We start from the raw sequence: 25796 nt of genomic DNA, 5'->3' as shown, positions 1-25796 counted from the left end.
GCGCGCTCGCGTCCACTACAGTGCTCTGGTGCAGAAGCGAGCGAAACCGCACCTTCGGGCCGACATCCAGGGGCTCCGTGCCGTCGCGATCGGACTCGTCGTCCTCTACCACCTCTGGCCGAATCGACTTCCCGGGGGCTTCGTCGGGGTCGACGTGTTCTTCGTCATCTCAGGCTTCTTAATCACCGGTCACCTGGTGCGGTCCATCGGATCGCAGCCCACTCCGCGGCTACTGGTCGACTTCTACGCTCGTCGGATCCGACGTCTGGCACCCGCCGCCGTTCTGGTGATCGTGTTCGTGTTGATCGCCTCAGTTCTGTTGCTCCCCCCGACGAGTCTCGCGCCGACCGGGTGGAGTGCCCTCGCATCCACGCTCTTCTCGCAGAACTGGTACCTCGCCTCCCAGTCGGTGAGCTACCTCGAGGCGGCTTCCCAGCCGAGCGCGCTCCAACACTTCTGGTCCCTCTCTGTGGAGGAACAGTTCTACATCGCGTGGCCGCTCGTCCTGCTCGCGGTCGCGCTCGTCGCTCATCGTCGGCGTGTGCCGATGCGCCGTGCGCTCGGGACGGCCGTACTGTTCCTCGGGGCGGTGAGTTTCGTATGGTCCCTCGTCCACACCGCGACCGATCCTGACGTCGCATTCTTCGACACGACGGCTCGAGCCTGGCAGTTTGCCGTCGGGGCCGTCATCGCACTCCTGCCGGAGCGTGTTCGTGTCCCCGGCTGGCTCGCGTGGGCCGGCATCGCAAGCATCGCGATCGCGACGCTCGCGTTCTCGGACTCGACCCCGTTCCCGGGTGCCGCAGCGTTGCTCCCGACAGTCGGCGCGGGGCTCGTCATCGCAGCACGATCGTCCGAGGACGGAGTGTGGTCGTGGGCCTACGTGTCCCGCTTCGGCGCCGTGCGCTGGCTGGGTGACATCTCCTACTCGGCATACCTCTGGCACTGGCCCCTGATCGTGCTTCTACCGGTCGCTGTCGGGCACGCCCTCGGAACCCGCGAGAAGGTCGCGATCATCCTTGCGACGCTGGTCCTCGCCGGTGTCAGCCAACGGTTCGTGGAGGACCCGTTCCGGCGCGCCCCGTGGCTCACCGCTCGACGGCGTCGGAGCTTCGTCGCCGGCGCGACTGCTGCGGCCGTGCTGGTGATCGGCTCGATCGGTTCAGTCGGGGTGAGCAACGCAGCGACCGCCAGCGAGAACGCGGCACTGATCGCGAAGGTCACGAAGGGCGACAGCTGCTACGCGGCGGCGGCGCTCGGGAACCCCGATTGCGGCAACGCCTTCGGCAAGCTGGACCGCGCACACCTGCCGGAATCCCTCGCGGACAAGCCTGTGGCATGGCAGGACGACTGCATCGACGACATCACCGAGAACACCGAGAAGCTCTGTTCCTTGGGTGATCCGGCCGGCACTCAGACGGTCCTCCTGTGGGGAGATTCCCATGCGGGTGCATGGTCGTCGGCTTTCGACATCGCGGGCAAGATCAACCACTGGAGGATCATCGTCGCCGCGCGCAACAAGTGCCCCTCGTCGCTCGTTGCGCCGGACGAGACGGCCTGGGGAGAGAAGCTTCCACAGGACCAGCAGCGTTGGTGCGCCGACCGCAACGCGTGGGTGCTCAAGTCCGTCGTCCCGAAGGTCGATCGCGTGGTGCTCGCGGACCTCTGGGCGAACTACGTGTTCGACGGCGGGCGTGGGAACCAGGCGAAGGGGTACGAACGACTCGTCGAGTCGACCCGAGCCGTCGGGCGTGACGTCACGGTGATGCAGCATGTCCCGCTGACCGGCCCGACCCTCGAGAAGAAGGTATGGGGGCCAGACTGCTTGGCGAAGCAGACGCCGTCGTCGTGCTCGAACCCGCTCGCTTCGGCCTACCCAGCATCGACGAGCGCTGTGTTCCGTGCGATGCGGGACGACGGTCTCGGCAATGCTGTCGGTTACGTGCCGGTCGAGGACCGATTCTGCGACGAGTCCCGCTGTTACTCAGCCATCGGCGGGGTGTCGGTGTACTTCGACGGATCGCATCTGTCCAACACGTACAGCACCTCCCTCGGCCCGTGGCTCGCGAAGTCGCTCCGTGAGAACGACACGCTGAACAGCGCAGACCTCGGATGACCGCGAGGCCGCGGCCGATGCTCTCCGCAGTCGTTCCAGCGCGGAACAGCGCTTCGTGGATCGCGGAACTGCTGCAGAGCATCAGCCAGCAAGCTGTCGCCGAGCTCGAGGTACTGGTCGTGGTCAACGGTTCGTCCGACGGCACGGCCGAGATCGTTCAGGGCTTCGTCGATCGGGATCCTCGGTTTCGTCTGATCCCGTCGAGTTCGGCGAGTGCCGCCGAGAGCAGGAACCACGGCATTGCGGCTGCCTGCGGCGAGTACCTCGTCTTCGCCGACTCCGACGACATCATTCCGGATGGTGCCTACCGTGCCATGCTCGACTCTCTCCAGGCGAGCGGCTCGGACATGGTGATCGGCGACCACCTCAAGTTCTCTCCGACGAACACGTGGAGCCCGACACGCCGTTGGCACCCGTTCGACGAGCACCTACAGGCAATCGATCCGAGCGACGTCCCGCAGCTGCTGTCCGGACGTCCGTGCTGGAACCGGATGTTCCGGCGATCATTTTGGGACCGCGCCGGCCTGCGTTTCCCGGAGGTTCCGAGCGTCGAGGACATCGAACCGATGACCCGGGCGTTCGTCACCGCGCAACGTATCGATGTCGTTCGCGAGTGCGTGTACCTCTACCGGGATCGCGGTGACGCATCGTCGCTGTCGCTCCACGCGGATGCGGCGGTGACCGTGCGGTACCTCGAACAGGAACTCGCGTGTGCTGCACTGGTCCGGGATGTCCCCTCGCTGCGGGCACAACACGCGGAGATCGTCCTCGACGCGGACGGCTGGGCGCACCTCCACCGGTTCCTCACCACCGATCCTGCGGACGATGAGGTAGCTGAAGTGGCTCGCGCCACCGAGACGCTCCTGTCGGCGCTTCCCCCCGATGCACTCGCTACGGTGGCACCGTCTCGACGCGTGCTCTGGGAACTCGTGACCCGCAACGAATGGGACACTGCACGGTCGTTCGTCCTCGGGACCGCGAGCGCCACTGAGCAGGACCGGATCGGCGCATGGTGCGCTGCGGTGCACCGCCTGAAGCACTCCGATCTCGCCGTGGCCGAAAAGCTTGCCGTCGATGGTCTCGTCCCGGCCCTCGTCAACGGCGCAGACCAGGTGGACCCCAGCTCACTCGGGCGACTGCTGACCGGGCTCGTCGTTCTCACGCTCGAACCGACCGGGAACGCGCTCTTCGACGCCCTGCTCACTGCGCTCCGTTCCGAGAACGCCGAGCTCGTCTCCAAGGTCTCGGCGTTGCGGCGGATCGTCCCGTTGGTCGTCGACCGGGCGGAGGCATCTGCCGAAGGGCTCACCGTGGGCGGTCCTGCCGACCTGCAGGAGGGCGGCAGGGCGCGCCTCCACCTGACGGGAGCAACCGGCGAGGATGAGGCGATCGACGTCGTCACGGGGGCCGACGGATGGCGCGCAGACGTCCTGGCGGCCGGTACCGGCGCGGGCCGCTACTCCGTGACGGCATCGTTCGACGGTGTGGCAGGGCGGTTCCCCGTAGTGACGGCCCGGATGGCTCTGCCTCCGGTGGCTGAGTCGCTCCCGATGCAACCACTGGCGGACCGGAAGGACGGCTGGCGATTCCTGGTCGACCGCCGACCAGAGCAGCGCGGGAGGCTCGGCGGGTTCCTCGGCAAGGTGGCGCGCAAGCTGCGGTGACCGGTCTCAGCGGGTCACGGCGTCGAGCAACCCCGCGTACTCCCGCGACCGCCCGAACGGCGCCTGCCGCCGACTGAACCCAGCGGCACCCTCCGCTGCACCCACGGGCTCGGCGAGCACCCCCGCGAGCGCCCTCACCGCGTCGGCCGGGTCGAACCACCGCACCCACCCCTCGCCGCCGAACTCCGCGCGCAGGTGCGGCTCGTCCGGCAGAACGGCCGGCACCTCGAACGACGCGGCGAGGTGCAGCGCACCCGAATTGAGGACGCGCCGGTAGGGGAACACCGCGAGGTCGGCGGCACGGAACCACCGCTGGACGTCGACGTCCTCGACGTGGTCGTGCTCACGGACGGCGCGGAGGTCGTCGCCGAGCATCGTGTCGATGGTCGCGCGGTCCTCGTCGGAGGTCCGGCCAGCCAGCAGCAGCACCGGACGCTCGGCCGGCGCGAGTGTCCGCACGGCTTCGATCAGCAGGTCGAGGCCCTTGTACGGGCGCATCTGCCCGAAGGCGAGCACGGCCCGGTCGTCGGGCGCGAGCCCGAGGGCGTCCCGTGCGTCGTCCCGCGACGAGGTGGCCGGGTAGACGCCCTGGTAGCTCGGGTGGGGGATGCGCACGACGCGCGAGGGGTCGAGCTGGTAGTACTCCGAGACGGCTGCGGGGGTGTCGGAGTTCATCACGTGCACCACGTCGGCGGTGGCGGCGAGGTACCGGTCGAGTTCGAGTTCGAGGTCGAGGTGCCGGGCGTCGTGGGGGAGGACGTTGTGGATGGTCCAGACGAGTCGGGCACCGCGCGAACGGGCAGCATCGACGGCGGCCCGGAAGCGGTCGAGCCGTGCGCGGGCGGCCTCGTGGTCGTCGTCGGCGCGCTGCACGATCGGTGACGTCCAGTGCATGTGGAACACGTCACCGGCGCCGAGGTGCCCGAGGTGCCCTTCGAGCTGTTCGAGCCGCAGTGTCTCGACGACGTTCCACCCGGCGGCCCTGGGGGCGAGGAGCATCAGGTTGAGGTAGGGGTTGTCCCGGTAGGCCGGGAAAACCACGAGGGAGCGATCGGGCACCGCCCGATCCTACGGGGCGCTCAGTCGAGCGTGGCGACGATGTACTCGGCCTCGTGCAGGACCGAGCAGAACGCCAGTCCGTCGTGGTCGAGTGCAGCTCGCTTGCTGATGACGGCGCCGCAGACGACACACCGGACGGTGAACGTCGAGCGGATGGCATCGGAGAGGAGCGACATGAGGAGATCGTCCTCCGCCATGGTTAACAGACGGCTGCGGAAGCCTCGGAGAACCGTGAACGAATCCACTGGATCAGCGGACTGTCGGCTGGCTAGCCGATTGCTGTGATCGACTCCAGGATGGCCGCTGCCGGACGATCGGACGGCAGGACGACTGCGTAGTCATCCTCAGCTCCCACAGCGCCCCACGCGACGTTCCGCGCCCCGGGCTGCGGCACCCACGAAGTCGTGCCGGTCGCGACCAGCACGGTCACGTCGTCGAGCCCGCTCGAACCGCGGTACCAGGCGGACGCGACGTCGACCTGCACGAGGTGACCCAGCGCCTCCAGGCCGGACACCAGGGCGGCGACGTCCTGCGGACGTGACCCGTCGTGCTTCACCGCGACGCGCAGCGAGGCGCCGGCGTCGTACGGCACCAGCGCAAGGGGCCGCACCACGACCGGTCTCGAGGACCGCACCATGACGGCGTGCCCCTTCGGCATCCCCGGCGCGACCCCGGCGTAGCGGAGCCCCGCGGCCTCGTACCGCGGTGCGGCGTCGGAGGCCGGGTAGCGTCCGCGCCACCGCTCGTCGAACACCCGGCGGTTCTCGATGCGGGCGTCGTCGCGGCCCTCGGTGCGGCTCTCGTGGTGGACGACGACGGACGTGGGCTCGACGAGGAACGCCGAGCCTGCGGGGGCGTCTGCGAGGGCGCGGAGGCAGAGGTCGACGTCCTCCAGGCCGTTCGCGTACACGGGGTCGAAGCCGTGCCAGCGGAGGAGATCCGAGGCGCGGAAGGCGGCGGCGGCCGCGGTGATCGCCGAGAAGCGACGGGCGGCAGGGTCGGACAGCGCCGTTGTCGCGTCGTACCGCGGGTGCTCGCCGAGGAAGTGCCAGGGCAGGACCTTGTCGCCGCCGAACACGGTGCCGGCGGCCTGCACGATGCCGTCCGGGTAGAGCAGTAGCGGCTGGACGCCGAGCACGGTCGGGTCGTCGAGCGCGGTGACGAGCGGTCGGAGCCAGCCGGTGGTGACCTCGGTGTCGTTGTTGAGCATCACCACGACGTCGCCGGTGGAGCGGGAGAGCCCGAGGTCGCTGCCGAGCGCGAAGTTGCGGTTGCGGTCCTCGCGCTGCAGCACCACGCGGGGTTCGTTCCGGAACCAGGCGTCGAGCACGGCGGTGACCGAGCGGGGCGAGCCGTTGTCGACGACGACCACCTCGACGTCGTCGCCGTCGTGCTCGGCGGCCCCGAGGACGGCGTCGACGGCCCGACGGGTCATCGTCCAGTCGCGGTACGTCGGGACGACGACGGACACGCGGCCCTCGGTCCGCGGTGCGGCGGCGAGGGCATCCCAGTCGAGGCGGTGGCGTGCGAGGGCGACCTCCTGCCACGACGCCGGCTGCCCGGACGAGACCCGGCGGACGTCGCGGACGTTGTCGTAGTCGACGCCGATCACCGGCACGTACGCGGGCATCCCGGCGTGCCGCGCGATGCGGAGCAGCCACTCCCAGTCGATCCAGCGGCGGAGCGTCTCGTCGAAGGGCCCGACGGCGTCGGCGACGTCACGCCGGACGACGAGCGCGTTGAGGTCGATGAAGTTGCCGGCGAGGAGGTCCTCGACGGTGCCGTCCTCGCCGCGGAACGTCTCGGTGGGCGCGGTCGCGTCGTCGTCGTTGTTCGCGCCGACCATCCGCAGGCCGGTGTGCGCACCGGGCGCGTCGGTCTCGAGGACCCCGGCGACGGCGGCGGCGAGGTGCTCGGGTCGCCAGGTGTTGTCCGCGTCGAGGAACGCGACGAGCTCGCCCCGTGCCGCGGCGAGCCCGGTGTTGCGGGCCGCGCCGGCGCCGCCGTTCAGGCGCTCGTGCACGTGGACGCGGTCGTCGCCCTCGGCTGCGGCGCGCACGATGTCGAGCGTGTCGTCGCCGGAGCCGTCGTCGACGACGAGCAGCTCCCAGTGCGGGTACGTCTGCGCCTGCACGGAGCGGATCGCGGCCGTCACGACGTCGGGTCGCCGGAACACCGGCATGACGACGGACACCAGGGGGCGTTCCGCGTCACGGCGAGCGGCCCCGCGACGGAGCGCCGCGAGCGCCTCGTCGGTGCTCGGCCCGTCCCACTGCTGCCGGTAGCGGCGGCGCGTGCGGTGCTGTGCGGCCGCGTACGCGCGTGCGTTGGCGAGGGCGTCGTCGCGCGCAGCGGCCCACGTCGGTGCAGCGCCGCGTCGGCCGGGAGGCACGGGGAGCGCGGTCTCGTCGGTCGCCTCGCGCAGGAAGTCGCGGAGGGCATCGAGCGTGCTCGCAGGTCGGCGACCCTCCGGCCGCGACGCCGCCCACACCCCGGCGTCGAAGAGCGGACCGGTCTGGAAGAGCCCGGGCCCCTCCTGGTGGAGCGCGTCGTACCAGGACATCCGGGCGTCGGGCTGGTGCTCGCGCATCCACTCCGGTTCGACGAGCGGGCTGAGCGAGAGCCCGCGCCGACCGTCGTTGTGGACGTAGAACGACACCGCCTCGGCGTCGGTCGGGAAGGTCCGGCCGGTCTGCGCCTCGAGGTACGCGCGGTCGACGATGCCGAACTCGACGATGCGGGCGGCCCAGCGGTCGAGCCGGTCCGTCACGGTGAGGGGACGCTCCGGACCGCGGAGGCGTCGGGCGAGGCCGCGTGCGATCCGGCCGAGGCCGTCCTGGCCGTTCCTGCCGCCGGGCATCAGCGGCGCCCCGGGAGGCGGGACGCGACCTTGGCGATGGCCTGGCCGGTGCGGAACGAGCGGCTCGCGCGGAGGTCGTCGAGCTCCCGGCGGAGCCGCGTGACCTCGTCGGACGACGACACCGCGCTCGCCTGCGCCGCGGCGAGGTCGAGCGGCAGGAACGCGGCCCAGCGCCGTTCGAGCGCGGCCGAGGTGCCGTCGAGCGGAGCGAGCATGCTGTTCTCCACGCCCTCCCGCGCGCTGTCGAGCTCGTCGGGGGTCACGACCTCCGCGAACGGCTGGACGAGGTCGGCGACCCGAGCCGATCCGGCGCGGTACTGCGCCGACGACCAGGGGACGTCGGCGGCGCCGGTGTCGACGAGGACCCAGTGGGCTGCGCGGCGGTTCGCCGTCACGAGGTCGGCCGGGGAAGGGTCGACGAGCAGCTGGACCGTGACGAGGTCGTCCGGGTCTGGCTCGTCGGAGGTGACCGTCCACGAGTCGGGGGCCGACGTGCCGGAGGGGAGCCGAGCCTCCAGGGCGAAACCGTCCCCGAAGGCCGCGTCGATCCGCCGGACCAGCGCGTCCGCGTCGGCGACGTGCCGCAGGTCGACCGCCAGCCGCGCTGCCGGACCGGCCGGGACGAGCACGTCGGCGAAGCGCTCCGTCGCCGTCGTGCCGTGCCGCTGGTAGGCGGCCACCGCGTCCGGGAGGAACGGCCAGCGCCGCTCGAGCTCGCGCTGGTGGGCGGCGCGGAGCGCGTTCCGGTTGCCCGAGAAGCTCTTGCCGCCGGCGTGCAGGACGAGGGCGTGGTTGGCGATCTTGGCGAGCCAGCCGTGCGCGGCGATGCGGAGGCAGTAGTCGTTCTCCTCGCCGTAGCCGGGGGCGAACGCCTCGTCGAAGAGGCCGTGCTCGCTGACGAGCTCGCGGCGGGTCAGGAAGCAGAACCCCATCGCGACGGGGAGGACCTGCGACGCGGGCAGGAGCGGCGCGATCGCGGACCAGACCGCGCGGGTGCGTTCCTCGGTGCGGGCCGCGCCGCGGTTCGTCAGGCGGTAGGGGATGCTCGCGATCGTGGCGTTGTCGCTGCGGGCGGTGACGACGCCGGTGCGGTCCTCGTCGAGGACGGCGAGCATGGCGTCGAGGAACCCGGCCGTCGGGACGGCGTCGCTGTTGAGGAGGAGGACGGCTTCGTCCGCGTCGTGCCCGCTGCCCGTGTCGAGCTCCGTCACGGCGCGGTTGCACGTGCCGACGAAGCCGAGGTTGTGGTCGTTGCGCTCGTACCGGAACCCCCGGAGGCCGGCGGTGCGGTCGAGGAGTGCACGCTCGATGGTGTCGGCGTCGGGGCCGCAGTCGTTCACGAGCAGGACGCGGTGGCGGTCGGTGTCGAGGTGCTCGACGAGGCCGTCCACGCAGCGGAGGAGCGATTCGAGGTCGCCGTACACCGGCACGACGACGAGGGTGGTGCGGGTCATCGGGGCTGCTCCTCGGCGGGGTCGGTGGTGCTCTCGCTGGTCGTGGCGGCTGCGTCGTGCGCTTGGGCTGTGGTGTGCGCTCCGGCTGCGCTGTGCGCTCCGGCGGCTGCCTCGCCCTGCTGCAGTGCCGTGGCGAGAGCGTCGACGGCGGCGTCGAGCGGGCCGCCGAGCGCACCGTCGGCGACGGGAGCGAACGGGGTCGGGCCCTCGGCCGCTGCCCGCCGGACCGCGTCTGCCACGGCGAGACCCAGGGACCGTGCGTCCGCCGGCACCGCCGTCAGGTTCGGGTGCAGGTGACCCCGGGTGTCGCGGAACTCGTTCGTGACGACGCGCGCGCCCGAGATCGCCCCGTCGAACGGCGGGTGGCTCGGGTGCGGGCTGTGCTGCAGCGACAGCACCACGTTCGTCGACGCGATGAAGCGGAAGTAGTCGTCCCACGGCATCGTCCCGTGCGACACGAGCTTCACGTCGCCGGCGCCCCCGTCGAGCTCCACGTCGCCGTGCTGCTCGCCCGCGGAGTGGAACTCCACCCGGAGCCCGTCACCCGCGAGCTCCTGCACCGCGACGCGCAGGGCCGCGACGCCGAGCCGGAACAGGTTGCGGTGCTTGCTCGGACGCCCGTAGAAGAGGACCCGGACGGTGTCCTCGTGGCGCCGGGCCGCCGCGACCCGTTCGAGCAGCTCGAGGTCGAGGTGCGGGGCGAACGACCGGTCGCGGGGGACGTCGACGTCCTCGACCTCGGCGAGGTACTGCCGGAGCGGCTCGGAGTTCACGAGCATCCGGAAGCCGGCGCGGTAGGTCGAGGCAGCGACGGCGTACTCGGTCGACCACGGGCTGAAGCCGGGCTCGTAGTCCTGCACGAGGTAGACGACACGGTCGCGCGGCACGACCCCGGCGGTCACGGCGACGTCGAGCGGGTGGGCAGTCTTCCAGTGCGTGGCGATCCACACGTCGTCGCGGCCGAACGTCTCGTCGAGGACGTCCTCGCGACGCACGACCCGGACGCCGGGACGTCCGTCGACGCGGGTCTCCGGGAACCGCTCGGCGACGAGGGCCTCGGCCGCGGCGGCGCTGTTGCCCGGCGTGGTCCAGCGGACCATCACGACACGGACCCGGCGGCCGGTGCGCTCGCCGAGTGCGATGGCGACCGCGAGGGCGGTCTGCACGCCGGCGAACGCCGCGCCCTCGCGCAGCTCGTCGACGACGAGGACGACCTCGGGCTCCCGGTCGACCGTGCGGATGCCGGCGATCGCGAGGCTGGTCTCGACGAGCCCCTCGAACGGTCGGGCGGCGAGCGGCGCACGGTCGCGCTCGCGTCGCGCCACGCGGACGTCCACGCGGGAGACCGTGCGTCCCAGCCGCTCGCGGACGTCGTTCCGGTAGTGGCCGTCGCGTGCGTACCGTTCGTTCACGCGCACGAGGTCGGTGACGAGGCGTCGCGCCTTCTCGAAGTTCATCGACCCTCACGTTAGCGGCCGTCCACAGGCCGCAGGGGCCGGTCGGGGGTGCTCGGTAGGCTTGGCGACCTGATGATGCAGCGAATCGACCTCCGCGGCGGCCTGCCCGCCCGTGCCGAACTCCTCCGACTCATGCCCCGCGCCGCCGGCGACGTCTCGCACGCCGTCGATGCCGCACGCGAGCTCGTGGACGCGGTGCGGGAGCACGGGGCCTCGGCGTTGCACGAGCAGGCGGAACGGTTCGACGGGGGAGCGCCGTCGCACGTCCGGGTCCCCGCGGCGGAGATCCACGCCGCAGTGGCCGGGCTGACCCCGGCCCTGCGGGAAGCGCTCGACGAAGCGATCCGCCGCGTCCGTGCCGCGAGCGCCGCACAGGTGCCCGCCGGCTCGGTGACGACCCTCGCCGACGGCGCCGAGGTCCACCAGCGCTGGCAGCCGATGCGCCGTGTCGGGCTCTACGTCCCCGGCGGAAAGGCCGTGTACCCGTCGAGCGTCGTCATGAACGTCGTGCCGGCGCAGGTCGCCGGCGTCGGGTCGATCGCGCTCGTGTCCCCGCCGCAGCGAGACCACGGCGGACACGTGCACCCGACGATCCTCGCGGCGGCCGGACTCCTCGGCGTCGACGAGGTCTACGCCATGGGCGGGGCCGGGGCGATCGGCGCGCTGGCGTACGGCGTGCCGGAGATCGACCTCGAGCCGGTCGACCTCGTGACCGGGCCCGGGAACAACTACGTCGCGGCGGCGAAGCGGATCGTCCGCGGCAGCGTCGGCATCGACTCCGAGGCCGGGGCGACCGAGATCCTCGTGATCGCCGACGACACGGCCGACGCCGGCTACGTCGCGGCCGACCTCGTCAGCCAGGCCGAGCACGACGAGCAGGCGGGCGCCGTCCTCGTGACCACCTCGGCGACGTTCGCCGACGCGGTCGAAGCGGCGATCCCGGAACGCACGGCGCGCGTCGGGACCGCCGCGCGCCTCCAGGTCGCCCTGGACGGACCGCAGTCGGCAGTCGTGCTCGTGGACTCGCTCGCGGACGCCGCGACCGTGAGCAACGCGTACGGGCCGGAGCACCTCGAGATCCAGACCGCCGACGACGACGCGGTCCTCGCCGACATCGACGCCGCCGGAGCGGTGTTCGTCGGGCCGAGCACGCCGGTCAGCCTCGGCGACTACCTGGCCGGGTCGAACCACGTCCTGCCGACCGGTGGGCAGGCCCGCTTCGGGTCGGGGCTCTCCGCGTCGACGTTCCTCCGGCCGCAGCAGGTCATCCGGTACTCGCCGGAGGCCCTCGCCGAGGTCGCGCCGCACATCGTGGCGCTCGCGACGGAGGAGCAGCTGCCGGCGCACGGTGCCGCCGTGACGGAGCGCACGAGCCGGTAGCCTGGGTCCGACATGTTCTGCCCCTTCTGCCGCCACCCGGACTCCCGCGTCGTCGACTCCCGCACGAGCGACGACGGCACCTCCATCCGTCGCCGTCGCCAGTGCCCGAACTGCGGGCGCCGCTTCTCGACCACCGAGACCGCGTCGCTCAACGTGGTGAAGCGCAACGGCGTGACCGAGCCGTTCAGCCGCGACAAGATCGTCTCCGGCGTGCGGAAGGCGTGCCAGGGCCGCCCCGTGACCGACGGTGACCTCGCGGTCCTGGCGCAGCGGGTGGAGGAGACCGTGCGCTCGTCCGGGTCGAGCCAGATCGACGCGAACGACATCGGGCTCGCGATCCTCGTCCCGCTCCGAGAGCTCGACGAGGTCGCCTACCTCCGCTTCGCGAGCGTGTACCAGGCCTTCGACTCCCTCGAGGACTTCGAGGACGCCATCGGGCAGCTCCGCCTCGACCACCACGCAGCCTCCCGCGCCGAGGGTGCTGACGCGTGAGCGTCGGCGTCGAGCGGGCCATCCGCGGCGGGTACGAGGTCGTCTTCCGCTCGGTGTTCGCGAACATGGACCCGGAACGGGCCCACCACCTCGCGTTCGCCGTGATCCGGGTGATCCCGCACGTGCCGTTCATCGGCAGGCTCGTCGAGCGGTCCTCCCGCCCGTCGGCGGCGGACGGCATCACGACGATGGGGATCCACTTCCCGTCGCGGTTCGGCCTCGCCGCCGGGTTCGACAAGGACGCCAAGGGCATCCGAGGGCTCGGGGTGCTCGGATTCGGGCACGTCGAGGTCGGCACGATCACGGCGAAGCCGCAGCCGGGCAACGAGAAGCCCCGGCTCTTCCGCCTCATCCCGGACCGCGCGCTCGTCAACCGCATGGGGTTCAACAACCACGGCGCTCCCGCGGCGTCGCGCCGGCTCGAACGGGCCCGGCGCAACCCCGGTCGCCCGGTCATCGGCGTCAACATCGGCAAGAGCCGCGTGGTCGACGTCGCGGACGCCATCGACGACTACCTCGAGTCCACCCGGCTCCTGGCGCCGTTCGCCGACTACCTCGCCGTCAACGTCAGCTCGCCGAACACCCCGGGGCTCCGTGGCCTCCAGGAGCTCGACCAGCTGCGGCCGCTCCTGACCGCCGTGCGGGACGCCGCCGGCCGGACGCCCGTGCTCGTGAAGATCGCGCCGGACCTCACGGACGAGCAGATCGACGCCATCGCCGCGCTCGCGGTGGAGCTCGGGCTCGCCGGGGTGATCGCCAACAACACCACGATCGACCGCTCGGGGCTGAAGACCCCCGCGGCCGACGTCGAAGCCATGGGCGCCGGGGGACTCTCCGGAGCGCCCCTCGCCGCGCGCTCGCTCGAGGTCCTGCGCCGCGTCCGTGCGGCCGTGCCCGAGGACTTCTGCGTGATCGCGGTCGGCGGGGTCACGAGCGAGCGGGACGTGCAGGACCGGATCGACGCGGGGGCGACGCTCGTGCAGGGCTACACGGCGTTCCTCTACGAGGGGCCGACCTGGGCGGCGCGGATCAACCACCTGCGTCGTCGTCGGCTGCGGCGCGCCGCGCGCTGACGCCGCTGGGTGGGGCCGGCCCGCCGAGGTCATGACACCCCGCTCGGTTCCGGCGAGTGGTCGCGGAGTGTCGCTCTCGGCGTGGTCAAGCGACGGTTCGTGACCGTCGGCCGTCTCGGTGACGGGGAGTCGCGACCCTCCGGAGGGCGGCCATGCGGCCGCGTCGGCGAAAGACGTCGTGCTCGCTGGCGGTCTCGTGGACGGCGAGCCGAGGAACCGCGCCGACCGACCACCGGTCGGGAGGCACGGTGCCGGTCCGCCCCGCGCCTCCCGTCCGGTGTCGGGTCGTGTCGTGTCGTGACGTGTCGTGTCGTGACGTGACGCGTTGTCTCGTGTTGTCCCCGCCGTCTGGTCGCACGACGTGCCGTGCGCGGGTCGAGTTGGTCGCACGATCGGTCGGCCCAGCCGAACATGAGCGGCATGTCGTGCGACCAACCCGCGTCACCCGCCGGGTGCGTCCGGGCCCGCACACGACGGGCCGCCCGCGCCGCGCCGCGCCGCCCGCGCCCTCGCCCGACACGCAGGAGCGCCGCCCGACCGAGGTCGAGCGGCGCTCCGCGGGGGACGAGCCCGGTCAGACGGCGGGGTACTGCCCGCGGCGCACCTGCGGCTTCGGCAGGCGGAGGAACCGCAGCTGCCACGCCCGCGTGAGGATGTAGAGGAACGTCCCGCGCTGCATCGAACCGAACTTGTTCGTGAGCTTCTTGCGGAGGGACAGCCAGAGGACGACGCAGTCGAGCACGAACAGCGCCACGAACGCCCACACGAGCAGCAGCGCGTACGAGGCGAGCACGGTCTGCGCGGCGGCGAACCCGAGGATGAGGAAGATCACGAGCACGGGCATCATGACCTCGCCCACGTTCCAGCGGGCGTCGATCCAGTCGCGCACGAACCGACGCTGCTCGCCGCGGTCCTTCGCCGGGAGGTACCGCTCCTCACCGTTCGCCATGCCGACGCGGGCCTTCTCGCGCTCGGTGTTGAGGCGTGCACGCGCGGCCTTCTTGTCGGCGGGGGAGTTGCCGACGAGCGGACGACGGTTCGCGGCCTCACGCTCACGACGGCTCGGCGTCGGCCGGCCCTTGCCCTGCTCGAGGAGCTCGTCCTCGGTGGGGTTGACGGTCGTGTTGGTCTTGGGGGCTGCCTTCGCCACGGTGCGTTCCTGACTGCGGTTGCGTGCTGGATCGTCCTCTAGATTACGGGACATGACCGACACCGACCAGCACGCAGCAGCCACCGACCCCGCACTCCTCGACGCCCTGCGCGAACACGTGCAGGGGGCGCTGCCGGCGACCATCGCCGACCTGTCCGCCCTCGTCCGCCTGCCCTCGGTGTCGTGGTCGGCGTTCGACCCGGCGAACGTGCGGGCGAGCGCCGAGGCCGTCGCGGACCTGGCCCGGTCGACCGGGGTCTTCGCCGCGGACGACGTCCGGATCGTCCGCTCCGCGTTCGAGGGCTCCACGTCGGACGTCGCCGAGGAGCACGCGGACGAGCAGCTCGGCCAGCCCGCCGTGCTCGCGGTCCGCCCGGCACGGAACGGGAAGCCGACGGTGATGCTCTACGCGCACCACGACGTGCAGCCGCAGGGCGACGACGCGCTCTGGGAGACGCCGCCGTTCGAGCCGACCCTCCGCGGCGACCGCCTCTACGGCCGCGGCGCCTCGGACGACAAGGCCGGCGTGATGACGCACATCGCCTCGCTCCGCGCGCTGCACGCCCAGTTCGGCGACGACCTCGACCTCGGTGTGGTCCTGTTCGTCGAGGGCGAGGAGGAGTTCGGCTCCCGGTCGTTCCGCACGTTCCTCCGTGAGCAGAAGGAGCACCTCGCCGCCGACGTCATCGTGGTGGCGGACAGTGACAACTGGTCGGCCGAGGTCCCGTCGATCACGGTGTCCCTCCGCGGCAACGTCACGTTCAAGGCCACCCTCACGACGCTCGAGCACGCGAGCCACAGCGGCATGTTCGGGGGAGCGGCCCCCGACGCGATGATCCCGATGGTGCGGCTGCTCGCCTCACTGCACGACGACGACGGGTCGGTCGCGGTCGAGGGGCTCACCTCGTACGACGGCCCGGTCCCCGAGCGCACCGACGAGGAGCTCGCGGCGGACGCCGCCCTGCTGCCGGGCGTCCGTCCGGTCGGCACCGGTCCGGTGCTCAGCCGGATGTGGTTCCAGCCGTCGATCACGGTGACGGGCATGGACGTCCCGAGCGTCGCGAACGCGTCGAACACCCTCCTGCCCACGGTCTCGGCGCGCGTCTCGGTCCGGATCGCCCCCGGGCAGTCCGCGGCCGACGCGTACGAGGCCGTCGAGCGCCACCTCCGGGCACACGTGCCGTTCGGCGCCCGCCTCGAGATCAGCGAGCCCGACGCCGGTGACGGCTTCCTCGTCGACACCGCCGGCTGGGCCGTGCAGGACGCGCGGACGGCGATGCGCGAGGGATGGGGCGCCGACGCCGTCGAGCAGGGGATCGGTGGGTCGATCCCGTTCGTCTCCGACCTCGCCGCGGAGTTCCCGGACGCGCAGATCCTCGTCACCGGCGTCGAGGACCCGGACACCCGCGCGCACAGCCCGAACGAGTCGCAGCACCTCGGCGTCCTGCACCGCGCGATCGCGTCCGAGACGATCCTGCTGGCGCGGCTCGCGACGCGCTGACGCGCTGCAGGACGGACGGGAGGCCCGTGGCGGCGCCGCCACCGGCCCCACGCCCGCCGGTGCCGGCGTGACGCGCCAGCGGCACGTCGGCCGTGCCGGGTGGGGAGCCTCCTGTCCGTCCGTGCTCTCCACAGGGCCGCGTCCCTCCACAGCGCGCACCCGCCTGCTGCGCGCGTCGGTGGCGCGTGCTTACAATCGTCACGAGGCGCGGTGATCCGCACCGCCCGGAGGGAGACGCGCGATGAGCGACACCATCACCGAAGCGCAGACCGCCGCGGCGACCGAGATGTCGACGCACGGCGTGCAGCTGAGCGACGCGGCCGCGGCGAAGGTGGCGAGCCTCCTCGAGCAGGAGGGCCGTGACGACCTCCGCCTGCGCCTCGCCGTGCAGCCCGGTGGCTGCTCGGGACTCATCTACCAGCTCTACTTCGACGAGCGCATGCTCGACGGTGACACCACCGCCGAGTTCGAGCCCGGGGTCGAGGTCGTCGTCGACAAGATGAGCGTCCCGTACCTCGACGGCGCCACGATCGACTTCGAGGACACCATCCAGAAGCAGGGCTTCACGATCGACAACCCCAACGCGCAGGGCAGCTGCGCGTGCGGCGACAGCTTCCACTGACGCCCACCAGCCGACACGCGAGCGGGGAGTGACCGGACAGGTCGCTCCCCGCTCGCGTTCGTCCCGGTCAGAGCGGCGTCGACGGCTGCGGATCGGGGCCACGCGGGACCCGGGTTGGCACGAGCTGTCCCCGGCTGCGAGTAAGCTAGGAGTGTTCCAACCAAGCTGGGAGCGGGCCATGAGCGACCTTCGTGTCGCGGCCGCTCCGGGTTCACGTCTTTGCGAGAGGTCATAGTGCGTTCGAATCGCCGTATACGTTGGGCGGCCATCCCGGTGGCCGTCGGTCTGGTCGTCGCACTGGCTGGCTGCACGCAGCAGCAGCTCAACGGATGGCTCCCCGGCACGGAAGAGACGCGCGACGTCACGAACCACACCAGCCGCATCGTCGGTCTGTGGACCACCAGCTGGGTCGTCCTCCTCGCGGTCGGTCTGATCGTCTGGGGCCTCATCATCTGGGCCGCCATCGTCTACCGCCGCCGCAAGGGCCAGACCGGCCTGCCGGTGCAGATGCGGTACAACATGCCGCTCGAGATCTTCTACACGATCGTCCCGCTCATCCTCGTGCTCGGCTTCTTCGCCTTCACCGCGAAGGACCAGGCCGCGATCGAGCAGCCCTTCGCCAAGGCCGACGCGACGATCCACGTCTACGGCAAGCGCTGGGCGTGGGACTTCAACTACATCAACGAGGACGACAAGTCCAAGAGCGTCTACTACCAGGGCATCCAGGCCCAGGAAGAAGAGAACGCCAACGGCGCGATCGACGAGTCGCAGCTCCCGACGCTGTACCTGCCCCAGGGCAAGAAGGTGCACATCGAGCTGTCCTCGCGCGACGTCAACCACTCCTTCTGGGTGATCGACTTCCTCTACAAGAAGGACATGATCCCCGGCAAGCAGAACGACGAGTACTTCATCCCCGAGAAGCTCGGCACGTACCAGGGCAAGTGCGCGGAGCTCTGCGGTGAGTACCACTCCCTCATGCTCTTCCAGGTGAAGGTCGTCACGCCGACCGAGTACCAGAAGTACCTCGACTCCCTCGCGGAGCAGGGCAAGACGGGGCTCCTCGGCGACGAGTACAACACCAACACGAACGAACCGAACAACAAGGCGCCCGTGACGGCGTCCGAGAACGATTAGGGGCTCCGTCAGATGACCACGTCGCTCGTCGGCCAGCCGGCGGCAGGCACCACGACCCTGGACTTCCAGGCGTCGAAGGTGGGCCGCAAGGGCAACATCATCGTCCGGTGGATCACCTCCACCGACCACAAGACCATCGGGTACATGTACCTGATCGCGTCGTTCATCTTCTTCCTGCTCGCGGGTGTGATGGCGCTCGTCATCCGCGCCCAGCTCTTCGAGCCCGGCCTGCACGTGGTCGCGACGAAGGAGCAGTACAACCAGCTCTTCACGATGCACGGCACGATCATGCTGCTGCTCTTCGCGACGCCGCTCTTCTCGGGCTTCGCGAACGCGATCATGCCGCTGCAGATCGGTGCGCCGGACGTCGCCTTCCCGCGACTCAACGGCTTCGCCTTCTGGCTCTACGTCTTCGGCGCGCTCATCGCGGTCGGCGGCTTCCTCACCCCGCAGGGTGCGGCCTCGTTCGGTTGGTTCGCATACGCGCCACTGAGTGACACGACGTTCACACCAGGACTCGGTGGGACGCTGTGGGTCTTCGGTCTCGGGATGACCGGCTTCTCGACCATCCTCGGCGCCGTGAACTTCATCACGACGATCATCACGATGCGTGCCCCGGGCATGACGATGTTCCGCATGTCGATCTTCACGTGGAACACCCTCGTGACGGCGCTCCTCGTCCTGATGGCCTTCCCGGTCCTCGCGGCGGCGCTGTTCGGCCTCGGCCTCGACCGCGTGTTCAACGCCCAGATCTTCAACCCGGCGAACGGCGGGGCGCTCCTCTGGCAGCACCTGTTCTGGTTCTTCGGCCACCCGGAGGTCTACATCATCGCACTGCCGTTCTTCGGCATCGTGTCCGAGATCTTCCCGGTGTTCAGCCGCAAGCCGATCTTCGGCTACAAGACCCTCGTCTACGCGACCATCTCCATCGCGGCCCTGTCGGTCACGGTGTGGGCGCACCACATGTACGTCACCGGTGGCGTCCTGCTCCCGTGGTTCTCGCTCATGACGATGCTCATCGCGGTCCCGACCGGCGTGAAGATCTTCAACTGGGTCGGCACGATGTGGCGCGGCTCGGTGACCTTCGAGACGCCGCTGCTCTGGTCCGTCGGCTTCCTCATCACCTTCACCTTCGGTGGTCTCACCGGTGTGATCCTGGCGTCGCCGCCGCTCGACTTCCACGTGTCCGACTCGTACTTCGTCGTCGCACACTTCCACTACGTGGTGTTCGGCACCGTCGTGTTCGCGATGTTCGCCGGGTTCTACTTCTGGTGGCCGAAGTGGACCGGCAAGATGCTCAACGAGCGCCTCGGCAAGATCCACTTCTGGCTGCTCTTCATCGGCTTCCACACGACGTTCCTCATCCAGCACTGGCTGGGCGTCATCGGCATGCCGCGTCGCTACGCGACCTACCTGCCGAACGACGGCTTCACCTGGATGAACCAGCTGTCGACGATCGGCTCGATGATCTTGGCGATCTCGTTCCTGCCCTTCATCTACAACATCTACGTCACCGCGCGGAACGCGCCGAAGGTCGCCGTGAACGACCCGTGGGGCTACGGCCGCTCGCTCGAGTGGGCGACCAGCTGCCCGCCGCCGCGCCACAACTTCACGTCGATCCCGCGGATCCGTTCCGAGTCCCCGGCGTTCGACCTGAACCACCCCGAGGCCGGTGTGCCGATCGGTGTGGGCCCGGCGAAGGACGCCCCCGACGCCCCGACCTACGACGCCGCGAAGGGCGAGGTGAAGTAACGCCATGCGCGCCAACAAGAACCTGTTCTGGATCCTGTTCGTCTTCTTCATCCTCGCGGATGCCGCGTACACGATCTGGTCGATCATCTACTACAACGGTGTCATCGAGTGGGTCGGCACGGTGTCGATCGGCCTCACCGGGATCATGTCCGCGTTCATCGCGTTCTACCTCGGCAAGGTCATGTCCTCGCAGGGCGGTGTCCTCCCCGAGGACCGCGCCGACGCGAACATCGAGGACGGTGACGCCGAGCTCGGGCACTTCAGCCCGTGGTCGTGGTGGCCGATCCTCCTGGCCTTCGCCGTGGGCATCTGCTTCCTCGGCGTCGCGGCCGGCCTCTGGCTCGTCCCGATCGGCATGGCGTTCGTCGCCGTGACGCTCGTGGGCTGGGTCTACGAGTACTACCGCGGGAACTTCGGACACTGACGTTCCCCAACCCCTGACGGACTTCGGGCGGCACCACATCCGGTGCCGCCCGAAGTGCGTCCGGACCACGGCCGACGGTCGCTCGACCGAGCGGCAGCGCCCCACCCGGGCGACACACCAGAACGACTCCCCGGCCCCGAACCGGGAACAACCCGGCCCGCAAGCGGCTTGACTCGAAGCGGACCACCCCCACCACAGCGAAAGGAGTCACCTCAGGTGACCGACAAGCGCACCCTCATCATCTTCGGCGCGACGGGCGACCTCGCCTCCCGCCTGCTGCTGCCGGGCCTCGGCACGTTCCTGCAGAGCGGTCGAGCGGTCCCCGTCCAGCTGATCGGTACGGGCCGCAGCGCCCGGAGCGAGGAGCAGTGGAAGGACGTCGTCACGAAGTCGTTCGCGTCGCAGGACGTGAAGGGCCCGGAGGTCGACGCGACCCTCGAGTCGACGCAGTTCATCCAGGGCGACCCGACCGACCCGAAGCACCTCGAGGCGCTCCTCGCGGCCGCCGACGCCGAGCCGATCCTCTACTTCGCGCTCCCGCCGCAGATCGCCTCGGACATCTGCGAGGCGCTGCAGGAGGTCGAGCTCCCCGAGGGCACGACGCTCGCGTTCGAGAAGCCGTTCGGCACCGACGTCGCCAGTGCCGAGGCGCTCAACAAGACCGTCCTCGAGCTCGTCCCCGAGGAGCGCGTGCACCGCACCGACCACTTCCTCGGTCGCACCACGGTGCTCAACATCATCGGCCTGCGGTTCGCGAACCGCCTCTTCGAGCCGATCTGGAACGCGGACAACATCGAGAAGGTCGACGTCTTCTACGACGAGACCCTCGGCCTCGAGAACCGCGCGCAGTACTACGACGAGGCCGGCGCCCTCGTCGACATGATCCAGTCGCACCTGCTGCAGATCCTCGGACTCGTCACGATGGACGCCCCGGCCGCCATCGACGCCGTCGAGTTCCGTTCCTCGCTCGCCCGTGTACTGCGGTCGACGCGGCTCAAGGGCGACGACCCCAAGGTCGCGTCCCGCCGTGCCGTCTACACCGAGGGCACGATCGACGGCAAGGAACTGCCGTCCTACCAGGACGAGGACGGCGTCGACAAGACGCGTGGCACCGAGACGCTGGCCGAGATCGAGGTCGAAGTCGACACCGCTCGCTGGGCCGGTGTGCCGTTCACGCTCCGTTCCGGCAAGGCGCTCGGCGCCAGCCGCAAGGAAGTGCTCATCACCTTCAAGCCCGTCACGCGCCTGCCCTCCGGTCTGACCGGTCGGCCGAAGCAGGACACGCTGCGCATCGTCCTGAACCCGGACGAGATCGAGCTGAGCGTGTCGGCGAACGGCGGCGGCAACCCGTTCGAGATGGGCCAGGTCACGCTGTCCTCAACGTTCGACGACGGCGAGCTCACGCCCTACGGCGAGGTCCTCAACGGCATCTTCCACGACGACCCGCTGCTCTCCATCCGCGGTGACGTGGCGGAGCGCTGCTGGGAGATCGTCGAGCCGGTCGTCGACGCCTGGAAGGCGAACGACGTCCCGCTCGAGGAGTACCGCGCCGGTTCGCGCGGCCCGGCGGACTGGGTGAGCTCGTCCTGACGGACGCACCTGTCGTGCCCTGAACGGGCGCAGGAGACGGACGGGAGGCACGGTGCCAGCTGGCACCGTGCCTCCCGTCCGTTGCGTGCGGTCTCAGGACGCGGTGCCGGCGCGCTCGCCCTCACCGGTCCAGGAGCGCGTGCCGCCGTCGTGGACGGCGAGGCGCGTCCGGTGCCCCGCCGACGCGCCGCGGGCGCGCGCGATCGCATCGGCCGCCGAGACGAGCGTCAGGTGCGACAGCGCCTGCGGGGTGTTGCCGATGTGGTGCCCCGTCGCGACGTCGATCTCCTCGGAAAGCATGCCGACGTCGTTCGCGAAGCCGACGAGCACGTCCATGAGGCGTTCGGCGTCCTCGATCCGGCCGGAGGCGGCGTACTGCTCGACGAGCCAGAACGAGCAGGCGAGGAACGGGTGCTCGCTGCCGGACAGGCCGTCGAACCCGGCCTCTGTGCGGTAGCGGAGGACCAGTCCGTCGTCGCCGGTGCGGAGGTCGTGCTCGATCGCGGCGACCGTGCCCGTCATGCGTGGGTCGTCGGCCTTCACGTAGCCGATCTGCGGGAGCACGAGCAGGCTCGCGTCGACCTCGTCGGTGTCGTAGTGCTGCCGGTAGCTGTTCCGCTCCGGGTTCCAGCCGTGCTCCTCGATCTCGGCGCGCACCTGTTCGCGGAGCGTGCGCCAGCGGTCGACCGGGCCCTCGAGGCCGAACTCCTCGACGGCTGCGACGCCGCGGTCGAACGCCGCCCAGATCATCGCGCGGGAGTGCGTGAAGTGGCGCCGGGGTCCCCGCATCTCCCAGATGCCGTTGTCCGGCTCCTGCCAGTGCTCCTCGACGTACCCGAGCAGGGCCCGCTGGAGCGCCCAGGAGTCGGCGTTCTCCTCGACGCCGAGCTCGCGGGCGTCGTGGAGGGCCGCGAGGACCTCACCGAACACGTCGCCCTGGTACTGCGTGTACGCCCCGTTGCCGATCCGGACCGGCGTCGAGTGCGCGTACCCGGGCAGCTCGTCGAGGGTGCGCTCGGGCAGGTCCCGCTCGCCCGCGACGCCGTACATGATCTGCACGTCGGCCGGGTCGCCGGCGATCGCGCGGAGCAGCCAGCCGCGCCAGTGCGCGGCCTCGTCGCGGTACCCGTGCGCGATCAGCGAGGCGAGGGCGAGCGAGGCGTCGCGCAGCCACACGTACCGGTAGTCCCAGTTGCGTTCGCCGCCGGGGTCCTCCGGGAGGCTCGTGGTCGCGGCCGCCACGACGCCGCCGGTCTCACCGTGGGTCATGGCACGGAGGAGGAGCAGCGACCGTCGTGTCGCGTCGACGTACCGGCCGTGGGTGCGGACCGGCGTCATCCAGTCCTCCCACCAGCGCGTGGTCCGGTGCAGTGCCGCGGTCACGTCGAGGGGCTCCGGCGGCTCGCGGTGGGACGGGTACCAGGTCAGGACGGTGTCGAGGACCTCGCCGTCCCGCACGGTCGTGGTCACCCGGTGGTGGCGGTCGTGCGAGCGGAAGCGCGGACCGCGCACGACGACCGAACCGGGGCCGGCCGTGGCGAGGAGCGCGGGGTCTTCCTCGCCGCCGATCTGCCGCACCCACGGCAGGGCCCGTGCGTAGTCGAACCGGATCGTCAGGACCTGCTCGACCTCGACCTCCCCTCGGAGTCCGCGGACGCGACGCACGATCGAGGCCCGGTGTGCGCCCATCGGCATGAAGTCCGTGACCTCGACGACGCCGGTGCTCGTCGTCCAGACCGTGGAGAGGACCAGGGAGTCACCGACGTAGCGACGGTGGACGGTGGCGTCCTGGTCGGTGGGACGCAGTGACCAGCCGCCGTGCTCGGCGGACCCGAGCAGCGCCGCGAAGGTGGACGGGCTGTCGAAGCGGGGGAGGCAGGCCCAGTCGACCGTGCCGTCCCGCGTGACGAGCGCCGCGGTGTAGGTGTCGCCGATCAGGGCGTGGTCCTCGATGCGCGCAGAGTGCATGCCCCGATCGAACCACGCCACCGCCCGGCGGACGCTGCGCTGAAGAGGTGCTCAGCCGGGTGCGCCGACGTCGTGCATGAGGTCGGGCCGCCGCGAGCGTCTCCGGGGGCGTGTCAGTCCGCCTCGACGACCCCGACGCGCTGCAACTCCGTCCAGAGTCCGGCGCCGTCCGGCGCGAACACCCACGGTGCCGCCGAGTCACGCGACCGCTCCTGCGCCTTCGAGCGGCCACCGGCGAGGACCGCCTCGCTCGTGGAAAGCTGCCGGATCGCCACCGCGGCGACGTTGTCCGGGTGCTCCCGCGAGAACTCGCCGTACAGCGACTCGTCGTGCTGGCCGTCGTCGCCGACGAGCAACCACTGCACGTCCGGGAAGTCACGGGCCAGACGCCGGAGGTTCTCCTGCTTGTGGAGCTGACCGCTGCGGAAGAAGCGGTCGTGCGTCGGACCCCAGTCCGTCAGCAGCAGGGTGCCGGTCGGGTACATGTTCCGGGTGAGGAACCGCTGCAGGGTCGGCGCGACGTTCCACGCGCCCGTGGACAGGTAGACCGTCGGGGCACCGGGGTGCTGCGCGAGCACGCGTTCGTAGAGGACGGACATGCCCGGGACCGGACGTCGTGCGTGCTCGGTGAGGACGAACGAGTTCCACGCCGCGAGCATCGGGCGGGGGAGGCTCGTCACCATCACGGTGTCGTCGATGTCCGAGAGCAGCCCGAAGCGGGTGTCCGGGTGCACCACGAAGACGTCGGCCTGGACGGCGCGCGTGCCCCCGGCGGAGAGCTCGATCGTGCGCCACCCGGGCTCGAGGTCGATCGGGACGATGGCGTCGACCACACCGCCGCGGTCCGACTGGACGACGTGGCTGCGACCGCCGGCCGTGATCGTGACCTCGGCCGAGTCGACCGCCACGCTCGTGAAGCTGCGCCACCCGCGGACCCCGATGTACGAGGCGTCCGAGGCCAGGCCGCGGCGGGTGAGCAGCACGCGCGCGAGGACGCGGACCCAGCCCGGGGCACCGTACCCGGTGTAGGGGATCACGGTGGGGACGAGTCCGCGGCGACGGGCGCGCTGCTCGCGGAACTCCTGCACGGCGTCCTCGATGCGTGCCGCTCGGTGCAGGATCGGCTCGGCCAGCGACGGCTCGTGGGGAGTCGGGTCGGGCATCGCCCCATCATTCCACGCCGGGGCGTCGCCGGACCCGAGGTTGCTCATCCTCGACCGGGAGAGTCGCAGCCGAGTTCCAGACGAAGTCTGCGACCATGGGCCGGACACCACCGTGCACCTGTCGTGTGGACGGTGAAACACAACGCACCGCGCGGGCCACCGCGTGGGGAGCGCGTCGAGGACGCGAGAAGGAGTACACGTGCTCGTCACCGAGGTTTCGAACGCACTGCCGGGGGGATCATCACTGCTCAGGAACGAGCCGGTCCAAGCCCGCAGTTCGGCGCGCCTCGCCGGTCTCCTCGACGCCGCCGCCGCGGTCATCGACGAGATCGGGTTCGAGCGCCTGACCACGGCCATGGTCGCCGAGCGCGCCGGGGCGTCGATCGGCACCGTCTACCGCTACTTCCCGGACCGCATCGCCGTGGTCGAGGCCCTGGCCATCCGCTGCACCCAGCGTCTGGCCGCGCGCTTCGTCGACGCGCTCGAGTCCAGCGGCGCGACCGACTGGAAGGCCGGCTGCGACGCGCTCATCGACATGACGGCCGAGATGTACCGCACCGAGCCCGGGTTCCGTGCGATCGGCTTCGGCGACACCGCCGACGCCGGCACGGGGGACGACGAGGACCGGATGGCCGCGCTCGGGGGCGCCGTCAGCCAGGTCATGCGCGAGCGCTTCGACCTGCCCGCGGGCGAGGCGGTGGACCGGGCGTGGACCGTCCTCGCCGAGTCGGGGCACGCCGTGCTCGCGCGGGCGCACGCCGACCGCGACCAGCCCGACCGGGCGCTGGTCGAGGCCTACCGCACGATGACGCACAGCTACCTCGAGACGGTCCTCCGCGACGCCTGAGTCGCAGCCGCCCATCCGCCGACGCCCGCGCTCCGAAGAGGAGTCGCGGGCGTCGTCGCGTCGGCGTCCCGGTCGTGCTCGCTGTCCCTG

General features: G+C 71.0%; 20 protein-coding genes. 12 read left to right on the top strand and 8 right to left on the bottom strand.

Features of this window, described 5'->3' with window-relative positions; translation table 11 throughout:
- Window positions 1-28: 28 nt before the first annotated feature.
- Complete coding sequence (locus QPJ90_RS15765) at window positions 29-2116, top strand: acyltransferase family protein (protein ID WP_290132088.1); 2088 nt, start codon at window positions 29-31, stop codon at window positions 2114-2116.
- A gap of 17 nt (window positions 2117-2133) precedes the next feature.
- Complete coding sequence (locus QPJ90_RS15760; protein ID WP_290132087.1) at window positions 2134-3780, top strand: glycosyltransferase family 2 protein; 1647 nt, start codon at window positions 2134-2136, stop codon at window positions 3778-3780.
- A gap of 6 nt (window positions 3781-3786) precedes the next feature.
- On the opposite strand, the gene QPJ90_RS15755 is transcribed toward QPJ90_RS15760, so the two are convergent.
- The 5 genes from QPJ90_RS15755 to QPJ90_RS15735 all read right to left on the bottom strand — a co-directional run bounded on the left by QPJ90_RS15755 (window position 3787) and on the right by QPJ90_RS15735 (window position 10610).
- A complete protein-coding gene (locus QPJ90_RS15755) occupies window positions 3787-4839 on the bottom strand; it encodes a glycosyltransferase (RefSeq protein WP_290132086.1) in 1053 nt (350 codons plus the stop codon).
- Window positions 4840-4859: 20 nt separating this feature from the next.
- On the bottom strand, window positions 4860-5015 hold the full coding sequence (locus QPJ90_RS15750; RefSeq protein ID WP_176491703.1) for a hypothetical protein: 156 nt from the start codon (window positions 5013-5015) through the stop codon (window positions 4860-4862).
- 92 nt (window positions 5016-5107) lie between these two features.
- Window positions 5108-7699 (bottom strand): glycosyltransferase family 2 protein, encoded by a 2592-nt coding sequence (locus tag QPJ90_RS15745; RefSeq protein ID WP_290132085.1) that lies wholly within the window; start codon window positions 7697-7699, stop codon window positions 5108-5110.
- Window positions 7699-9153 (bottom strand): glycosyltransferase family 2 protein, encoded by a 1455-nt coding sequence (locus QPJ90_RS15740; protein ID WP_290132084.1) that lies wholly within the window; start codon window positions 9151-9153, stop codon window positions 7699-7701. Before QPJ90_RS15740 ends, QPJ90_RS15745 begins: the two co-directional genes overlap by 1 nt.
- Complete coding sequence (locus QPJ90_RS15735; protein ID WP_290132083.1) at window positions 9150-10610, bottom strand: hypothetical protein; 1461 nt, start codon at window positions 10608-10610, stop codon at window positions 9150-9152. The genes QPJ90_RS15740 and QPJ90_RS15735 overlap by 4 nt, the downstream gene beginning before the upstream one ends.
- Before the next feature lie 72 nt (window positions 10611-10682).
- On the opposite strand from QPJ90_RS15735, the gene hisD reads away from it, so the two are divergent.
- Genes hisD through QPJ90_RS15720 form a run of 3 tightly spaced genes read left to right on the top strand, consistent with a single transcriptional unit; the run spans window position 10683 to window position 13555 of the window.
- Window positions 10683-11990 carry a histidinol dehydrogenase gene (gene hisD / locus QPJ90_RS15730; protein WP_290132082.1) on the top strand — a complete coding sequence of 436 codons (1308 nt, stop codon included), beginning with the start codon at window positions 10683-10685 and terminating at the stop codon, window positions 11988-11990.
- A gap of 12 nt (window positions 11991-12002) precedes the next feature.
- Complete coding sequence (gene nrdR / locus QPJ90_RS15725) at window positions 12003-12482, top strand: transcriptional regulator NrdR (RefSeq protein ID WP_290132081.1); 480 nt, start codon at window positions 12003-12005, stop codon at window positions 12480-12482.
- The gene (locus QPJ90_RS15720) at window positions 12479-13555 is read left to right on the top strand and encodes a quinone-dependent dihydroorotate dehydrogenase (protein ID WP_290132080.1); all 1077 of its coding nucleotides are present in this window, start codon (window positions 12479-12481) and stop codon (window positions 13553-13555) included. The genes nrdR and QPJ90_RS15720 overlap by 4 nt, the downstream gene beginning before the upstream one ends.
- Window positions 13556-14129: 574 nt before the next feature.
- Here the strand turns inward: QPJ90_RS15720 and QPJ90_RS15715 are convergent.
- On the bottom strand, window positions 14130-14705 hold the full coding sequence (locus tag QPJ90_RS15715) for a DUF3043 domain-containing protein (protein WP_290132079.1): 576 nt from the start codon (window positions 14703-14705) through the stop codon (window positions 14130-14132).
- A gap of 52 nt (window positions 14706-14757) precedes the next feature.
- On the opposite strand from QPJ90_RS15715, the gene QPJ90_RS15710 reads away from it, so the two are divergent.
- The 6 genes from QPJ90_RS15710 to QPJ90_RS15685 all read left to right on the top strand — a co-directional run bounded on the left by QPJ90_RS15710 (window position 14758) and on the right by QPJ90_RS15685 (window position 21728).
- Window positions 14758-16206, top strand: coding sequence for a dipeptidase (locus tag QPJ90_RS15710; RefSeq protein WP_290132078.1), 1449 nt, complete (start codon window positions 14758-14760; stop codon window positions 16204-16206).
- Window positions 16207-16447: 241 nt separating this feature from the next.
- Complete coding sequence (locus tag QPJ90_RS15705; protein WP_290132077.1) at window positions 16448-16828, top strand: iron-sulfur cluster assembly accessory protein; 381 nt, start codon at window positions 16448-16450, stop codon at window positions 16826-16828.
- A gap of 234 nt (window positions 16829-17062) precedes the next feature.
- On the top strand, window positions 17063-17962 hold the full coding sequence (gene coxB / locus QPJ90_RS15700; RefSeq protein WP_290132076.1) for a cytochrome c oxidase subunit II: 900 nt from the start codon (window positions 17063-17065) through the stop codon (window positions 17960-17962).
- Between the two features lie 12 nt (window positions 17963-17974).
- Window positions 17975-19714 (top strand): cytochrome c oxidase subunit I, encoded by a 1740-nt coding sequence (gene ctaD, locus QPJ90_RS15695; protein ID WP_290132075.1) that lies wholly within the window; start codon window positions 17975-17977, stop codon window positions 19712-19714.
- A gap of 4 nt (window positions 19715-19718) precedes the next feature.
- Window positions 19719-20138 carry a cytochrome c oxidase subunit 4 gene (locus QPJ90_RS15690; RefSeq protein WP_290132074.1) on the top strand — a complete coding sequence of 140 codons (420 nt, stop codon included), beginning with the start codon at window positions 19719-19721 and terminating at the stop codon, window positions 20136-20138.
- 216 nt (window positions 20139-20354) lie between these two features.
- Window positions 20355-21728 carry a glucose-6-phosphate dehydrogenase gene (locus tag QPJ90_RS15685; protein ID WP_290132073.1) on the top strand — a complete coding sequence of 458 codons (1374 nt, stop codon included), beginning with the start codon at window positions 20355-20357 and terminating at the stop codon, window positions 21726-21728.
- Window positions 21729-21821: 93 nt separating this feature from the next.
- Here QPJ90_RS15685 and QPJ90_RS15680 read toward each other — a convergent pair whose 3' ends face one another.
- Window positions 21822-23717 carry a glycoside hydrolase family 15 protein gene (locus QPJ90_RS15680; RefSeq protein WP_290132072.1) on the bottom strand — a complete coding sequence of 632 codons (1896 nt, stop codon included), beginning with the start codon at window positions 23715-23717 and terminating at the stop codon, window positions 21822-21824.
- Window positions 23718-23809: 92 nt separating this feature from the next.
- Window positions 23810-24859: a phosphatase domain-containing protein gene (locus QPJ90_RS15675; RefSeq protein ID WP_290132071.1), complete on the bottom strand. Its 1050-nt coding sequence runs from the start codon at window positions 24857-24859 to the stop codon at window positions 23810-23812.
- A gap of 199 nt (window positions 24860-25058) precedes the next feature.
- On the opposite strand from QPJ90_RS15675, the gene QPJ90_RS15670 reads away from it, so the two are divergent.
- Window positions 25059-25706: a TetR/AcrR family transcriptional regulator gene (locus tag QPJ90_RS15670; RefSeq protein ID WP_290132070.1), complete on the top strand. Its 648-nt coding sequence runs from the start codon at window positions 25059-25061 to the stop codon at window positions 25704-25706.
- Window positions 25707-25796: the final 90 nt, after the last annotated feature.

This window comes from Curtobacterium sp. 458, from assembly GCF_030406605.1.
Lineage (GTDB): Bacteria > Actinomycetota > Actinomycetes > Actinomycetales > Microbacteriaceae > Curtobacterium.
Note: the sequence above shows the minus strand (reverse complement) of the source record. Positions and strands in the feature narration are given on the sequence as shown.

What these genes read in the sequence shown, in the direction of transcription:
- QPJ90_RS15760 (WP_290132087.1), top strand. Translation starts at nt 2,134, where the DNA reads ATGCTCTCCGCAGTCGTTCCAGCGCGGAACAGCGCTTCGTGGATCGCG.
- QPJ90_RS15750 (WP_176491703.1), bottom strand. Translation starts at nt 5,015, where the DNA reads ATGTCGCTCCTCTCCGATGCCATCCGCTCGACGTTCACCGTCCGGTGT.
- QPJ90_RS15745 (WP_290132085.1), bottom strand. Translation starts at nt 7,699, where the DNA reads ATGCCCGGCGGCAGGAACGGCCAGGACGGCCTCGGCCGGATCGCACGC.
- QPJ90_RS15740 (WP_290132084.1), bottom strand. Translation starts at nt 9,153, where the DNA reads ATGACCCGCACCACCCTCGTCGTCGTGCCGGTGTACGGCGACCTCGAA.
- QPJ90_RS15735 (WP_290132083.1), bottom strand. Translation starts at nt 10,610, where the DNA reads ATGAACTTCGAGAAGGCGCGACGCCTCGTCACCGACCTCGTGCGCGTG.
- hisD (WP_290132082.1), top strand. Translation starts at nt 10,683, where the DNA reads ATGATGCAGCGAATCGACCTCCGCGGCGGCCTGCCCGCCCGTGCCGAA.
- nrdR (WP_290132081.1), top strand. Translation starts at nt 12,003, where the DNA reads ATGTTCTGCCCCTTCTGCCGCCACCCGGACTCCCGCGTCGTCGACTCC.
- QPJ90_RS15710 (WP_290132078.1), top strand. Translation starts at nt 14,758, where the DNA reads ATGACCGACACCGACCAGCACGCAGCAGCCACCGACCCCGCACTCCTC.
- QPJ90_RS15705 (WP_290132077.1), top strand. Translation starts at nt 16,448, where the DNA reads ATGAGCGACACCATCACCGAAGCGCAGACCGCCGCGGCGACCGAGATG.
- ctaD (WP_290132075.1), top strand. Translation starts at nt 17,975, where the DNA reads ATGACCACGTCGCTCGTCGGCCAGCCGGCGGCAGGCACCACGACCCTG.
- QPJ90_RS15690 (WP_290132074.1), top strand. Translation starts at nt 19,719, where the DNA reads ATGCGCGCCAACAAGAACCTGTTCTGGATCCTGTTCGTCTTCTTCATC.
- QPJ90_RS15675 (WP_290132071.1), bottom strand. Translation starts at nt 24,859, where the DNA reads ATGCCCGACCCGACTCCCCACGAGCCGTCGCTGGCCGAGCCGATCCTG.